At 61.8% G+C, this 13,895-nt stretch carries 11 protein-coding genes; 4 read left to right on the plus strand and 7 right to left on the minus strand.

What is annotated here, in order from left to right:
- Positions 1-647 precede the first annotated feature (647 nt).
- Positions 648-1,313 (plus strand): recombinase family protein, encoded by a 666-nt coding sequence (locus D6T63_RS12160; protein ID WP_220725932.1) that lies wholly within the window; start codon positions 648-650, stop codon positions 1,311-1,313.
- Between the two features lie 2 nt (positions 1,314-1,315).
- Here the strand turns inward: D6T63_RS12160 and D6T63_RS12165 are convergent, their stop codons facing one another.
- Together D6T63_RS12165 and D6T63_RS12170 are read right to left on the minus strand one after the other, a co-directional pair.
- Positions 1,316-2,218, minus strand: a complete 903-nt coding sequence (locus D6T63_RS12165; RefSeq protein ID WP_182976981.1) for a toll/interleukin-1 receptor domain-containing protein — start codon at positions 2,216-2,218, stop codon at positions 1,316-1,318.
- A gap of 109 nt (positions 2,219-2,327) precedes the next feature.
- Positions 2,328-3,299 carry an AbiTii domain-containing protein gene (locus D6T63_RS12170; RefSeq protein ID WP_120149329.1) on the minus strand — a complete coding sequence of 324 codons (972 nt, stop codon included), beginning with the start codon at positions 3,297-3,299 and terminating at the stop codon, positions 2,328-2,330.
- A 145-nt stretch (positions 3,300-3,444) separates the two neighbouring features.
- Between D6T63_RS12170 and D6T63_RS12175 the strand changes: the two genes are divergently transcribed.
- Positions 3,445-4,269 carry a hypothetical protein gene (locus tag D6T63_RS12175; protein ID WP_120149330.1) on the plus strand — a complete coding sequence of 275 codons (825 nt, stop codon included), beginning with the start codon at positions 3,445-3,447 and terminating at the stop codon, positions 4,267-4,269.
- A gap of 242 nt (positions 4,270-4,511) precedes the next feature.
- Here D6T63_RS12175 and D6T63_RS12185 read toward each other — a convergent pair whose 3' ends face one another.
- On the minus strand, positions 4,512-5,972 hold the full coding sequence (locus D6T63_RS12185) for a recombinase family protein (protein WP_120149332.1): 1,461 nt from the start codon (positions 5,970-5,972) through the stop codon (positions 4,512-4,514).
- Between the two features lie 154 nt (positions 5,973-6,126).
- Here D6T63_RS12185 and D6T63_RS12190 point away from each other — a divergent pair, with 154 nt between their 5' ends.
- Together D6T63_RS12190 and D6T63_RS12195 are read left to right on the plus strand one after the other, a co-directional pair.
- Complete coding sequence (locus D6T63_RS12190; RefSeq protein WP_120149333.1) at positions 6,127-6,975, plus strand: LysM peptidoglycan-binding domain-containing protein; 849 nt, start codon at positions 6,127-6,129, stop codon at positions 6,973-6,975.
- A gap of 123 nt (positions 6,976-7,098) precedes the next feature.
- A complete protein-coding gene (locus D6T63_RS12195) occupies positions 7,099-7,731 on the plus strand; it encodes an Rv3235 family protein (protein WP_147394363.1) in 633 nt (210 codons plus the stop codon).
- Here the strand turns inward: D6T63_RS12195 and secA are convergent, their stop codons facing one another.
- The 4 genes from secA to D6T63_RS12215 form a co-directional block, all read right to left on the minus strand.
- Positions 7,732-10,434 carry a preprotein translocase subunit SecA gene (gene secA / locus D6T63_RS12200; protein WP_120149335.1) on the minus strand — a complete coding sequence of 901 codons (2,703 nt, stop codon included), beginning with the start codon at positions 10,432-10,434 and terminating at the stop codon, positions 7,732-7,734. It lies immediately after the preceding gene.
- A 123-nt stretch (positions 10,435-10,557) separates the two neighbouring features.
- Positions 10,558-11,805 carry a winged helix-turn-helix domain-containing protein gene (locus tag D6T63_RS12205; protein ID WP_235830722.1) on the minus strand — a complete coding sequence of 416 codons (1,248 nt, stop codon included), beginning with the start codon at positions 11,803-11,805 and terminating at the stop codon, positions 10,558-10,560.
- An 86-nt stretch (positions 11,806-11,891) separates the two neighbouring features.
- Positions 11,892-12,626 (minus strand): ribosome hibernation-promoting factor, HPF/YfiA family, encoded by a 735-nt coding sequence (gene hpf, locus D6T63_RS12210; protein WP_120149533.1) that lies wholly within the window; start codon positions 12,624-12,626, stop codon positions 11,892-11,894.
- A gap of 105 nt (positions 12,627-12,731) precedes the next feature.
- Positions 12,732-13,874: a ComF family protein gene (locus D6T63_RS12215; protein WP_120149336.1), complete on the minus strand. Its 1,143-nt coding sequence runs from the start codon at positions 13,872-13,874 to the stop codon at positions 12,732-12,734.
- Between the last annotated feature and the right edge of the window lie 21 nt (positions 13,875-13,895).

Raw genomic sequence — 13,895 nt, forward strand, 5'->3', positions numbered from 1 at the left:
ATTGATCCAGAACGGCGAACAGCTCAATTCGCTAAGTAGATGAATTGGCAGCATGTACTCGAATTCTCGTACCTAACAACAGAGCTCGAGGAACTACTTGAGTACGGTAGATGCCAGGAAACAGCAAGCCAGAAGAGGCTGTCGTTGTAGTCCCACCCGCAACCAACGTCCCCTAGAAACTTCTGGCACCAGGCCGCAACGGCTACAACCCTGCCGAATCGTGCCAGTTCAGGCCCCCAGAAGCTTTGAGACCGGAGTTGGGTAATCTATCAGCCGTCGTAACCAAGGGCTTTAGATGGCCGCTCAGCCTCATCCAACCTCTTCTACAAAAGAGGTTTTACACAACCTCATCTGCCTGTTCTAGTTGTCGATCGCCAGGGGGTCCCTGGTAATAGGACAAGGAGCAGGAACATGAATCACTCTGCAATCCCAACCCAGAAAGCCAGCAACTCCACGCCACTCGTTATCCTCACGACCGACTCGGACGTAGTCCACGCCGCACTCCCCTATCTTCTTGCCGAGGACTTGGCAGGTCGGGCCCTCTGTGGCACGGAGGGCTTCGCTGAGACGATTGCTGGTCAGCTACTCAGCATTGATCCGACCGGTGACGACAACGTCACCTGCGCCCGTTGCAGGAGGTCTCAGTCATGGTGCTAGCCGTTGTCTATCTCCGCGTATCAACGAACGCCCAGGCGACCGACGGTTACGGGCTGGCCGCGCAGCTTGCCGACTGCACGAGGTACGCCACAGCGCAGGGCATGGAGATCTACGCAGTGCGACGGGATGAAGGAGTGTCCGGAGCTAAGCCAGCCCATGAACGACCAGGGCTAACCGATGCGCTGTCTCTGCTTGCCGATGCTGACGCATTGGTCACCGCGAGGCTGGACCGTTTGGCTCGCGCCCTCACCACACAAGAAGCGATCCTTGCCGAGGTCTGGAACACCGAGGCGGCGATGCACACAGCGGATGCCGGGGAATGGAAGCAGGACGACCCTGACGATCCCATGCGAACGGCAATGCGGCAGATGGCCGGCATCTTCGCGCAGCTTGATCGAGCAATGGTCATCAAGCGCATGAAGGATGGACGCTCAGCCAAGGCCAGAGCAGGCGGGAAAGCTAGCGGCAGCTACCCCTACGGCTGGAATAAGCAGGGACCCGTACCTGCCGAACAGGACGTCCTAGCCCGAGTCCAGGGTTGGCGGCTTGACGGTCTAAGTTGGCCAGAGGTTGCCACCCGACTGAATGCTGACAGTCTGCTGAATAGATCGGGCACGTTATGGACGAGTGCGAATATCGCGAAGATAATGGGCTGAGCCTATCGGCCCTCGAAGCCTGATGGCTGAGGCAAGAACATACCTCCTCCGAGCATGGGGAAGGCATTTAGTAGTCGCTTTCTCACTAGTTTCGTGACCCTTTCTGGCAAGGGTGTCGTCGTCACCACCATTACATAAGCGCCATGTCCAGAGTTCGTTAATTCTATGCTGACGATTTCTCCTGGGTAACCCGTCTCATTCAATGCACTTCGCGCTACGTTCGTAATCTCTTCAACTCCGTCTGGATGAAGATTCAGGAAGTCATCTACTGCGTGAAGCTTTGCACGCGCAGACCCGCCCTGTAGGAAAGGAGACGAAGGTATCTGATCCTCCTCCCGCTGGAGTTTTCGAACAATCTCTAGAACCTCTTCCACCATATCTTCGACCTTCCGGCGCGGCTTTACAGGTGCGGTCCCCTTTGGAACTGCGGCTAGTCGTTTCTGCAACTGCGGCCAGTAGGTCTCTAGCGCACTATTCAGCTGCTCGACTGTTCGATGGTGGTCACCCATCGCACTATTGACCGCATGCGCCAACTTCTCAAAGCCAGCCTTGTCCGCGACAACCGCCTGAAATTGTGACAAGGTCGATTGTGTGAGCTGAGTGGGACGGGACATATCGATAAGCAGTGGTACGACCTTGCCTGTTTCTCCGTTGACCTCTTTCGAAATGGCACCAGCCTCAAAATTCAGCCAAGGAGCGGTCTGGTTTTCTGCGGTCACGCATAGGATGCCGAACTGAGCACCATTCAGCCCTGCCTCGATTTCCGCTAGGGAACGATCCCCCGGCGAGATGTCGCTGTCGCTCATCCACGGCTCGACGGGAAACAAAACCGAGTTCAGCCACCACACGACCTCCTTGGCGAAAGCCTTGCTCGTGCCTCCAGACCAGCTAACAAAAACCTTCATGGTCATCCTTGCCTTGGGTCCAATGTCCAACCAGGATGGAGTGCTCGAGGAGCCGTCACGCTGTCTGGACTGCAGGTAGTTTCCTACAGGCTACAGAACCCCCAACCAGTTATGCCTCGCCCACCGTGGCCGTGACCAGTTCTTCATCGTTGTTTGTGCGAAGCGAGAGCATCTCACCCAGCAGGATGTAAGCAGAAATGTACAAGAACTCAGCCTCAGACTTCGACACCTCGTTGTGCACTCCAGTGGACACGCGATCCGATATCCCCTGGATACCCTGCCTCAGTCGCGTCTGGCGCCCCGAGCTCTGAGCGTTGTCGACGATGAATGCCTTGATCCTGTTCAGCCATTGCTCAGAGCCGAGCCTCATCGGCTTCCCGTCACCAGGGTTAGGGCGCGTCTCGTCCGTCGCCGGGAACACTAGGTCGGCAAAACTCACAATCAGGCGGCGAACGCTGTTCATCGCTGCCGATATAGATTCAGCGTCGCCAACCCGAAGACTCGAGTACGCCGAGTCGATTTTGCGGAGCGTCGATTCATCTAAACGAAGCAGTTCAGTGTCAATTTCCTTCTTCGCTTTCTCGAACATACTGTCTTGCTTCGTGCTGAACTTGAGCGATAGATAACTCTTAGCAACGAAGTTGTGCAGTAGTGCCTCAACCTTCGTTGTAATTCGCGTGTACCGTTCTACGAGCTTGCCGTAACCGATAATGGTATCGGTGACCGCCCTGGTCGCGAGTAAAGCCATATCTCCCGATACGTTTGGCACCGTCAGCTGCGCCAGCTGCAACTTGAAAGTCCGAATACTTCCTTCTAGTTGGTTCGCTCCCGAGTAGATATTCTCGCCTGCGGTCTTGCCATGCCTCCCAGTGAGCTTGAAGTACTCATCCGTCTTCTCACTGTTGGCGTAGTAGCCGCCCTTTTCCTGGCCGAGCCAATGAGCAACCTCTTCATCCCCGAGCATTCGTGCGAGCCTCGACGCCTTCAAGATCTGCCGGTCAAGAGGTGTACGGCTCAACTCGATGTCGTCGAGCAGATCCTTCGCAAGAGCGAGCGCCTCTCCCTGTTCTTCGTGGTTCAACGTAGCTCCCCATTGCTCGCGATCAGCCTTCTGTCCTTCAAGAGTATCCGCGGCCTCCGACTGACCGCGTCAGGCTCCCGCCGCCGGTGTGTACTCCGGCGCGTGTCGGCTCCGAATGTCCGCGCCTCTCAGTAGCATGAGTCGAATGGCAGGCAAACGCACATCATCAGAAAAGTTCAAGGTCCGAGCTTGGGCCGGTTCGCTGGACGACATGCGTAGGGTGGTGGCTGTCTGCGATGGACTGATGGATGAGGTTCGGCAGCAAATAGTTGATGCACATAGGGCAGAGTACCCCGAGCAACTCCTTGAAAAAGCGGAACCGGGCACCAGCGAAACGACCAGAAATTGGCCCGATCACTACCGTGTTGCGTTGGAGAAAGTTTATCGCGATGATCTGGAACAAACGCTTGCTCGCGTCAGACCGGAACTAACTGTGAAGATGCGGCGAGACAGAGAGATAAGCGGAGAGCCTGACCTGGTGCTGGCCGACATCGATGCTAGGAGAACTACCGACGTCACCATAACAACTGGATCTTTATTCCAGCAATCCTCCACCGGCCTAACAATCTACTTCTCCCGGAGCGACGGCGCTCGAGTAACCGTTCGAAGCACTGAGCAGCAGTGGGTTAGTCATGCCCGGACAGAACTGGAAAGAGCGCTGTTTAGAAACCGACCTTGGTACTGGTGGGTGCGCCAGTGGTATGTCGCTCATCTGTCTTTCACGATTGCGGTATTCATCGGAATCCTTTTTCTTGCAAACGCTCAGGACGCTACGGCGGACGCGACTAGTTTCAGTTTTGTGAGTGTCTTTGTCGGGGGCTTGCTGGCGGCGCTACTGCAGTATGTAGTGCCTGCGTTCGAGCTCACCGAACCGGGAGGAAAAGTCCGAGGAAGTCTAGTTCTTGGCTTACTCGTCACCTTCGGCGGTTGGGTCGGCGGCATATTCCTTCCGCAGTGGCTTTTCGGCTGACTCCGCCTACTGCTGACCTAAGTACTCGGACTGATCTCTGAGGATAGTGTCGAAGGATGCTCCGAACCGCACCGCCATTGCGACCGCAGGGTTAGGTTTCCAAGGAGGCCGTGGCATGTTGCGTAGGTACCTTGGATGCCTCTGCACCAATTCGTCCAAAGGCTCTCCTGTGATCATGTGGGCCATCTCCACGGAGCGGAACCACTCGCCCCAGTTGGCGTACACCGACTTCTTCCATTCGCTCACCTCGTCACCACCTCAATCTGTTCCTGACTGAATGGCTCGTTCTTAACACGCGGCGTGCAGCGAACCACTTTGATGATCTGACCAACGAGCGCCTTCCATTCTTGAGCTTGTTGCTCGGTCGGCTTCTCATCGTCGTCATCTCCCCACCAGCCGCGTAACTCGATACCGCGTCTAATCTGCTCCAGCACGGAACCGGCCGGCACGAATGCGCCAAGGTTCGCTTGCGCAGTCTCAAGCCCTGCCGATGCGTTGTCTAATTCCATCTGAAGGATTGCCATTGCCGAGGCCACCTGGCTGTCCTTCCAGCCCTGCCGTACAGCCATTAGCTGGAGATCCGTGACAGCTGTAGTCGCTTGTTCAACGGCATGCTCTGCGAGGCCTACAGCCTCTTCGGAAGCATTCATAGCCGCATCGTCGGACGGCAAGGCAGCAGCCCAATCTTCGAGATGGCTTCCGAACCATAGAGTGACCACCCATTCAACGTGTTCCTGTAGAACCGTCACGCCTGTGCATCCGCCGCCCTTACGCTGTCGCGTGCACATGAGGTAGTTGTTCTTGCCGCTCGCATTCTTGCCCATTGACCCACCGCATAGCGCACACCGGACGAGGCCTGCCAAATACCAATCGCTAGCCTTGGTTCTCGGTGCCAATCCTGCCTTTTCCGACCGTACCCTTGAGTACGCCTGCCACGTCGACTCACTGATGACAGGCGAATGTGCGCCGACGACCAAAGTGCCGTTCCTCCGGAACTTCCCAACGTTGAACGGGTTGTCCAGCGTTTTTCGTACTGAGCTGCTGTCCCAGTGACGGTTCAACTTAGCAGCGGTGCCGTCTTGTTTGAGCCATCGGATAGACGAAGCTCCTTCGCTGTTCAAATAGGCAGCCACTGTATTGAACCCAATCCCTGAGATGTACCGCTGGTAGGCCTCACGCAAAAAGGGCGCGGTCGCTGGATCGATCTCGTAGGACTCGTGTCTCTTGATGTACCCGAAATACTTATGGCCCTGCGTTGGCAGCCCCTTGTCAGCGCGACGACTCTGCGCCTGCTTCCACGTCTCCGACTTCTGCCGGGATTCGAACGACGCCATGGCCAGCATCACGTCCCTGTTGAACTCCCCTGCAGCTGTTGCAGACACCGGCTCTAGCGCGCTCTCCACACGCCCACCAGCGCGCTCGATCTTGTCCAGCAGGAACGCTTGGTCGAACTGCCTCCGCGAAAGACGGCTCCACCGCCAGACAAGGAGGACTTCCGCCTCTCCGTGTTCTATGGCTTCTACGGCACGTCCCAGCGCGCGCCGTCTGGACATATCTAGCCCTGAGAATCCGGGGTCTGTTTCCACCCTCAACACGTTGTAGCCCTGAGTCTCGGCGTAGCGACGGCAAGCCGACTCCTGGATCTCGTGCGAGATGGTCTCTTCTCTGGCAACCGACTGGCGGGTGTAGATGATTGCTTCCATCTACCAATTGTATTTGGAGATGACGTTATTGAAGAGGGCATCCCAGCGCATCGTCCCAACGTAGGACTGAAACTCCACCTCGTCAATCAAAACCAAAAAGACTTAAAACAATCAAACGTAGACAAATTGCGTCGAACAGGCTCAAACTGATCGAATGGAAGCAAAGCTGAAAACTGCCGATGCGCTGCTGGCCGGGGTGATCCTGGGATGCGCGACCGTCATGGCACGCGCCGGACAAGCCCTCCATCGTGGGACGGGAGCAGGTTCCCTTGAAGGCGTCCTCGGACTCGGGATGTCCGCTCTCGGACTCACCCTCGTCGGATGGTGGGTGCTGACGCTATTCATTGCTGTCGTCGCAGAAGTGGTGCTGAGACGCGGACCTTCGACTGCGGCTCGTCGTGCCCAGCGGTGTACCCCAGCTTTGATGCGCCGCCTCGCCGCCGCCTTCCTCGGCCTCAACCTCATCGTGGTGCCATCGGTAGCCCAGGCAGCATCCGGCGGACCCGACGCGGTGTGTGTGGCAGTCGTATCCGCCGGGGCCACCGCGATCTGCACTACCGAGCAGTCCTACTCGTCCGTCTCCGCCCAGACCGAAGCGGCGTCCTTCTCGAAGGCTCCATACTGGTCCCCGCTTGCGGTCTCCGCGGCCATGCCTACGGGCGACTCCCCGGGCGCCTCGAAGGACAACGGGGTGACCGAGCGCGACGATCCCCGGGAGGAGCAGGTATCGCCGGTCTCGCCTGCCTGGCAGCCGGCTCCGATGCCCGCTCACGGTGGTGCGTTGCTCCGTTCACCGACCCGCACCATCATCGCCGACGGTGAAGTGGTCGTAGCACCGGGCGACTCGCTCTGGTCGATCGCCGCTGATCGACTGGGACCTCTGGCGACGGCGACTGATATAGCGGAAGCCTGGCCCGCCTGGTACGACACGAACATGGCCACCATCGGCGACGACCCATCACTCCTCCTCCCGGGTCAGGTCCTGAAAGTTCCACAGACCTGACCCATCGGTAGCTCCGGCGCCACCAAGGCCGCGGCCCTGTCTTCGACCTCTCTCCTTCCGACGCGCCCTTCTATGGGCAGGAAGTTTCGCTCGCCGATTCACCGCCCATGGAAAGGGAATCGCATGTCAGCCGTAACCCAACTCCGACAGATAACCGCCGCCCGCCAGCTCGCCGAGGCCAGCGGAGCGCCGCGACCCCTGGTGTCCGCACCAGTCCGGTCTGCGAGGTCCGGCGGAGCGACCGTGATTCCCTTGAGACCGGCGGCGGAACCGGAGGTGGCCCCGGGACGTCCTCCTGCATCGATACCGCAGCAGGCGGATCCACTGCTGACAGGACCGCTGTGCAATCCGGATCTGCCGGTCAAGCAATTCAGCGTGGCGGAAGGATCCGACGCGGACACCACCCTGCGTATTTCCGGTATCGCGCGGTCGGTGGCCCAGGGCGCTCTGGAGGTCCTGGGCGGCGCGCGTCCCCTGCAGCAGATGGCACGCTGGCTCGACCCCGAGAACTATGAACGCCTGCAACTCCGCACCAACCTCGCACGGTGTATCGCCAGCACCCCCACCACGGGGCAGACACCGCGGGTGAGTGCTCTACGTCAAGTCGTGGTGCGCTCGGCCCGGGTGTGTCCGATCAGCCCGGGTGTCTTTGAGGCGTCCGTCGTCGCATTCGACCAGAGACGAGTCCGCGCCGTCGCTCTTCGAATCGAGCAACGGCGCGGAGTGTGGCGGGTGACCGCCCTCGAGATCGGCTGACTACTTCTTCTTAGCCTTTTTACCGGGCGCGGCCTGCGCCTTTTCGCGCTCGACATGCATCTCGGCGTCGCCTTGGGCGTTCGGAGCCGTGAAGCTGAGCGTGGCGGGCTTCGCGGGCGCATCGAGTCCAGCAGCCTTGATGGTCGGTGTCTGGACGATTCCCCGTCCGTCCTTCACACCCGGCAGCCCCGTCTGTGCAGGTGCGGACACCTCGACATCCAGGTTGAACAGGTAACCGATACTCTCCTCGCGGATCGACTCCATCATCGCCTGGAAGAGGATGAAGCCCTCCCGCTGGTACTCGACGAGCGGATCCCTCTGGGCCATGGCGCGGAGACCGATGCCCTCCTTCAGGTAATCCATCTCGTAGAGGTGCTCCTGCCACTTGCGCCCGATGACCGAGAGGACCACGCGGCGCTCCAACTCACGCATGGTCTGCTCACCGAGGGCCTCCTCACGCGCCTGGTAGGCCAGCTTGGCGTCCGAGAGGATCTCGTCGTGCAGGAAGTCCCGCGTGAGTTTCGACGTGCCGCCGGCCTCCTCGATGACCTCGTCCGCCGTCAGGGTGATCGGATACAGCGTCTTGAGGTTCGTCCACAGGAGTTCGTAGTCCCAGTCATCGCCATGACCCTGTTCGGTAGCCTCGTCGACCATCGCGGTGATGACGTCCTCGAGGAAGAACTGCACCTTCTCCTTGAGGTCGCCGCCCTCGAGGATCCTTCGGCGGTCACCGTAGATGGCTTCCCGCTGGCGGTTGAGGACGTCGTCGTACTTGAGGACGTTCTTGCGCTGCTCGGCGTTGCGGCCTTCGACCTGGCCCTGGGCGCTCTCGATCGCCTTCGACACCAGCTTCGATTCGAGAGCGACGTCATCGGGCATGGTGGCGCTGTTCATGATGCGTTCGGCTCCGCCGGAGTTGAACAGGCGCATGAGGTCATCCGTCAGCGACAGGTAGAAGCGCGATCGTCCGGGATCTCCCTGGCGACCGGAACGGCCGCGCAGCTGGTTATCGATACGCCGGGACTCATGGCGTTCGGTGCCGAGCACGTACAGGCCGCCGAGGTCGCGGACCTCCTCCTGCTCGGTCCGGACTGCTTCCTTCGCGGCTTCGAAGGCATCCGGCCACTTGCCCTCGTACTCCTCCGCGTTGTCCGCCGGGTCGAGCCCCAGCTTTTCGAGGGCCGCGACGGCGTTGAACTCGGCATTGCCGCCGAGCATGATGTCGGTGCCTCGTCCGGCCATGTTCGTAGCGACGGTGACGGCACCCTTGCGCCCGGCCTGCGCGATGATTGCCGCTTCCCGCGCGTGGTTCTTCGCGTTCAGCACCTCATGGCGCACCCCGGCCTTCGCAAGCTGCTTCGACAGGTACTCGCTCTTCTCCACGCTCGTGGTGCCGACGAGGACGGGCTGGCCGGTCTCGTGGCGCTCGACAATGTCCTTCACGACGGCGTCGAACTTGGCGACCTCATTCTTGTAGATGAGGTCCGAGAGATCGGTGCGAGCCATCTCCCTGTTGGTCGGGATGGGCACGACACCGAGCTTGTAGGTGGACATGAACTCGGCGGCCTCGGTCTCGGCGGTGCCTGTCATGCCCGACAGCTTCTCGTACAGCCGGAAGTAGTTCTGCAGCGTGACGGTGGCCAGGGTCTGGTTCTCGGCCTTGATGTCCACACCCTCCTTCGCCTCGATGGCCTGGTGCATGCCCTCGTTGTAGCGTCGGCCCGCGAGGATGCGGCCGGTGTGCTCGTCGACGATCATGACCTCACCATTGAGGACGACGTAGTCCTTGTCCCGCTTGAACAGTTCCTTCGCCTTGATGGCGTTGTTCAGGAACCCGATCAGGGGCGTGTTGGCGGACTCGTACAGGTTCGAGATGCCCAGGTAGTCCTCGACCTTCTCGATCCCGTCCTCGAGCACGCCCACCGTGCGCTTCTTCTCGTCCACTTCGTAGTCGGCCTCGACGGTCAGCTTCTGGACGACCTTCGCGAATTCGTTGTACCAGCGGTTGACGTCGCCGGACGCCTGGCCGCTGATGATGAGCGGCGTGCGGGCTTCGTCGATGAGGATCGAATCGACCTCGTCGACGATGGCGAAGTTGTGACCGCGCTGCACCAGCTCGGCTGCGCTCCACGCCATGTTGTCGCGGAGGTAGTCGAAGCCGAACTCGTTGTTGGTGCCGTAGGTGATGTCCGCGGCGTACTGTTCGCGACGTGTCGCGGGATCCTGCTTCGACAGGATGCAGCCGCTCGTCAGGCCGAGGAAGCGGTACACGCGTCCCATCAGGTCCGACTGGTATTCGGCCAGGTAGTCATTGACCGTGACCACGTGCACCCCGTTACCACTGAGGGCGTTCAGGTAGGCGGGTGCGGTCGCCACAAGGGTTTTCCCCTCGCCGGTCTTCATCTCGGCGATGTTACCGAGGTGGAGGGCCGCTCCGCCCATCAGCTGGACATCGAAGTGGCGTAGTCCGAGGGTGCGGCTGGACGCCTCGCGCACGGCCGCGAAGGCCTCTGGCAGGAGATCGTCGAGAGTAGCTCCGTCGGCAAGACGCTTCTTCAGCCGCTCGGTCTCCCCACGCAGCTCTGCGTCGGACATCTCGCGGAATTCGTCTTCGAGGACGTTGATCGCGTCAGCGTAGTTCCGGAGTCGCTTCAGTGTCTTCTTGTCGCCGGTGCGGAGTACTCGTTCAAGCAGTGATGGCACTGGTATTTGCTCCCAATCTGATGCTGCCCAAAGATGGCGTCTCTAGTCTACGGGAGAGACGTTCCGTCCCCCGATATGGTTCCCCTGCGGCATGATGCGGCGGCCCCGAGACTGCGTGTCCGCTCAGGGTAGCGTGCCGACCTGCATGCCGACCTGCGTGCCGAGCGCGGACGCGAGGTTCCCGCGGTCCTCCACGACGACCTCGTCCAGGCCCAGCCAGCGAGCAAGCAGGCGCAGCTCTGCCGCAAGCTCCTGAGCGGTGTCCGGGGCAGCGTCCTCCTCCGCGTGGCTGGCCCGCACGAGCAGCCTGCCGCTCGCGCGGTCCGCCTTGAGGTCGACACGCGCCGCGATGGAATCACGCAGGAGGAAGGGCAGTACGTAGTACCCGTGGATCCGACGCTCCGACGGCGTGTAGATCTCGATGCGGTAGTGGAAGCCGAAAAGCCGGTGCAGCCTGTCGCGCTCGAACACGAGGGAATCGAAGGGACTGAGAAGTGCCCTCCCGAGAGCCTTCCTCGGAACCGCAGCAGCCGGGTGCAGGTACCACGGTTCAGCGCCACCATCGATGGTGATGTGCTGCACGGACCCCGCCCTGACGAGTGTCTCCAGCGCCGTCCGCGTCTCCTGCACGGGCGTACGGAAGTAGTCGGCGACGGAACGAGCGGAGGCTACGCCGAGCGCACCGGCGGCGCGCTCGGCCAGCACGGCGAGGGCTTCCACCTTCCCCACCGCCTGTGTCGCGAGCACTGGATCAGGAAGCACGTCCGCGATCGGCGCGTAGAGGCGTTCGAACTGTGCTGTCCGACCCGAGGACCCGACCTCCCCCCGGGCGAAGAGGTCTTCGAGCACACGCTTGGCCGCCGTCCACCGCCAGCCCCACCCGTCGGCGGGGCGCTCTGCGTCTCCGCCCAGCAGGCGCTGGACACCGGACGCCGTCAGTGGGGCACCACGGTCGAGGAGGTCGAGAATGGCCAATTCGAGCACCTCCCTCTGCGCCGCCGGTACACTCCCCGCTCCCATCCAGGTGCGCCGCTGCCACACCCGGAGGTAGGGGAACAACTCCGGAGCGACGAGGCTCGCCTCGTGTGCCCAGTACTCGACGAGCGAGCGGGGATCTGCGGAGGACATCGCGTCGAGCTGGCTCCGCTCGTAGGACCCCAGTCGCGAGAACAGGGGAAGGTAGTGGGACCGGACCAGGACGTTCACCGAATCGATCTGGAGTACCTGCAGTCGTTGAACCGCGGCGCGGACGGCGCGGCGCGACGTCGGCGCGTCCAGCCGCGGACGATGCAGCCCCTGGGCAGCGAGGACGACGCGCCGGGCCTGAGCGGTGGTGAGGTTCTGCATGATGTGCTGAGCGGTCTCCTGCATGGAACTGCCTCCGCGCAGTACGCGGAGGCAGTTCCTGTTGATGGATCGGGTGCACGGGTACGTCCGTGCTTGGCGCGGTGGAGGGTCTAGGCTGTGGCTGCTTCCTTGGCCCGGTAGGCCAGCAGTTCCTCGTGGGGTTCCTCGGTGCCCTCCGCGCACTTCGCGTCGAGAGTGATGACGCCGTAGTTCCATGCCTGTCTGCGGTAGACCACGGACGGTGCTCCGGTGGCTGAATCCACGAAGAGGTAGAAGTCGTGGCCGACGAGCTCCATGTTGTCGACGGCGTCGTCCAGGGTCATCGGTTCACCGGAAAATACCTTGCGGCGAATCAGGACCGGCGAATCACCGGCAGGCACGTCGTCCGGGGAGGAGTACGGGTCGACGTCCTCCGGGCCCGCCTTCGGCTCGTGGGACGTCGGTTCGATGGCCGGCGTCTCGAGGTAGATGGGTTGAGCGGTATCGGCCGGCTCGAGGTCGGCTGTCGCGACGCGGACGGCGAGCGGAGTGTGCCTGCCGTGGTGGACCTTGCGGCGATCGCGTGCACGGCGCAACCGCTCGAGTAGCTTCCCGTAGGCGAGGTCGAAGGCCGCGAACTTGTCGGCCGCCGATGCCTCTGCCCGAACAACCGGTCCCCTGCACATCACTGTGAGCTCGACCGTGAGCGAGGTGTCCGCCGAGCGTGCACTGGGTTCCTTGGTGATTTTCGCGTCGATGCGCTGTACCTTGTCACCGAGCTGCTCTATCTTGTCGATCTTCTCGGTAGCGTACTCACGGAACCGGTCTGATACCGCCAGGTTCCGGCCATTGATCACAAAATCCATGGTGCCCTCCACATCGCTAAGTGACACAACGGCGGCCGAGGCGTAGAGCAGAGCCGCCGCCGACGGGTACGTGTCGTCACTGTGGTACCCATACTTCACGGTAGTTCACAGGTAGGTTTTATTCACCCCTCCATGCTCCAAAACTTCGGGTAGTTCGATGGACCTGCCTGGTGCTTCCGGCGCCGCGGAGAATGAGCCGGGACTCCGTCCGGGTAGGGCACTGCGGCCGCCTCCGGCAGGAGGGGAGGTGGCCGCCACGACGACGGCCCCCAGTACGCTGGCACCGCTGGAATGGAGGACGCGGTACACCTCGTTGATCGTCGCGCCCGTGGTCAGGACGTCGTCGACGATCACGCACGAGCGCCCGGCGAGGCGCTTCCGGCCGCGCTCGACGGCGGTCATCGAGAACAGGACGTTCGTCCGCCGTCGTCGTCTGCCGAGGCCCTTCTGCCCGCCGTTCCAGCCCGCAAGGGCCGTGGCCATGCCCCCTCGGACTGCGGCCCGCACACTCGTCCGGGCGAGCGCGGTCCCGAGCCTCGTCCTGGCCGGAACCTGCTGGACGGCGGGGACCAGCACCGTACCTGCGGGCAGAGAATCTGCCCGATCGAGCCGTGACAGAAGCAGCATCAGGGGGTCGTACCCACGGCGGCGCCTGGAGGAGGAACGGCCGGGAACAGGGACCAGCAGGACGGGGTGTTCCGCCGATGCCTGAATGCCCGCGAGATCGGCGATCCCGTGGTGCAACGCTCCGGCCAGGGCCGCCGCTACGGGAGATCCGATGTCGACGTGCCCGTGATTCTTGTACGCGAGCAGGATCCCGGAGACGGCCCGGCCGTACCGTCCGGCGGCGATCACGGGCAACGGCCCGAAGGAAGGAGGGGTCGTCCGGGCGTGAGGCCCGGCATTGGGCCGGGCCCGGAGGGCAGGTCCGAGAGCCGAACTGGGTTCGACATGTTCGCCCGTCGTCGTTGGCCGGTGGACACCGGGCGGTTCGACTCCGGGCAGTTCGACGCCGGGCAGTTCGACGTCGGGCAGTGACTCAGCGCCGGCCTCGGCCCGAAAAGGCCGCGAGGTAGCACGCCGGAAGGCGGCGAGGCAGTCCGGGCAGAGGGATGTGTCCCATCTGCCACAGAGCACGCACGAGGACGGCAACACGAGGGATAAAAAGGCTGCGACCGCTGCTGCCACGCGCCGGTATGGCGGACCGAACACCATCCGGTCCAGCAGGTGAAGGGGATCAGGGGACATCTGCCCAGATCATCACGCCTC

This window comes from Arthrobacter cheniae (genome assembly GCF_003602275.1).
In the GTDB taxonomy this organism is placed as follows: domain Bacteria; phylum Actinomycetota; class Actinomycetes; order Actinomycetales; family Micrococcaceae; genus Arthrobacter_D; species Arthrobacter_D cheniae.

What these genes read in the sequence shown, in the direction of transcription:
- D6T63_RS12175 (WP_120149330.1), top strand. Translation starts at nt 3,445, where the DNA reads ATGGCAGGCAAACGCACATCATCAGAAAAGTTCAAGGTCCGAGCTTGG.
- D6T63_RS12190 (WP_120149333.1), top strand. Translation starts at nt 6,127, where the DNA reads ATGGAAGCAAAGCTGAAAACTGCCGATGCGCTGCTGGCCGGGGTGATC.
- D6T63_RS12185 (WP_120149332.1), bottom strand. Translation starts at nt 5,972, where the DNA reads ATGGAAGCAATCATCTACACCCGCCAGTCGGTTGCCAGAGAAGAGACC.
- D6T63_RS12205 (WP_235830722.1), bottom strand. Translation starts at nt 11,805, where the DNA reads ATGCAGGAGACCGCTCAGCACATCATGCAGAACCTCACCACCGCTCAG.
- hpf (WP_120149533.1), bottom strand. Translation starts at nt 12,626, where the DNA reads ATGGATTTTGTGATCAATGGCCGGAACCTGGCGGTATCAGACCGGTTC.
- D6T63_RS12160 (WP_220725932.1), top strand. Translation starts at nt 648, where the DNA reads ATGGTGCTAGCCGTTGTCTATCTCCGCGTATCAACGAACGCCCAGGCG.
- D6T63_RS12195 (WP_147394363.1), top strand. Translation starts at nt 7,099, where the DNA reads ATGTCAGCCGTAACCCAACTCCGACAGATAACCGCCGCCCGCCAGCTC.
- D6T63_RS12165 (WP_182976981.1), bottom strand. Translation starts at nt 2,218, where the DNA reads ATGAAGGTTTTTGTTAGCTGGTCTGGAGGCACGAGCAAGGCTTTCGCC.
- D6T63_RS12215 (WP_120149336.1), bottom strand. Translation starts at nt 13,874, where the DNA reads ATGTCCCCTGATCCCCTTCACCTGCTGGACCGGATGGTGTTCGGTCCG.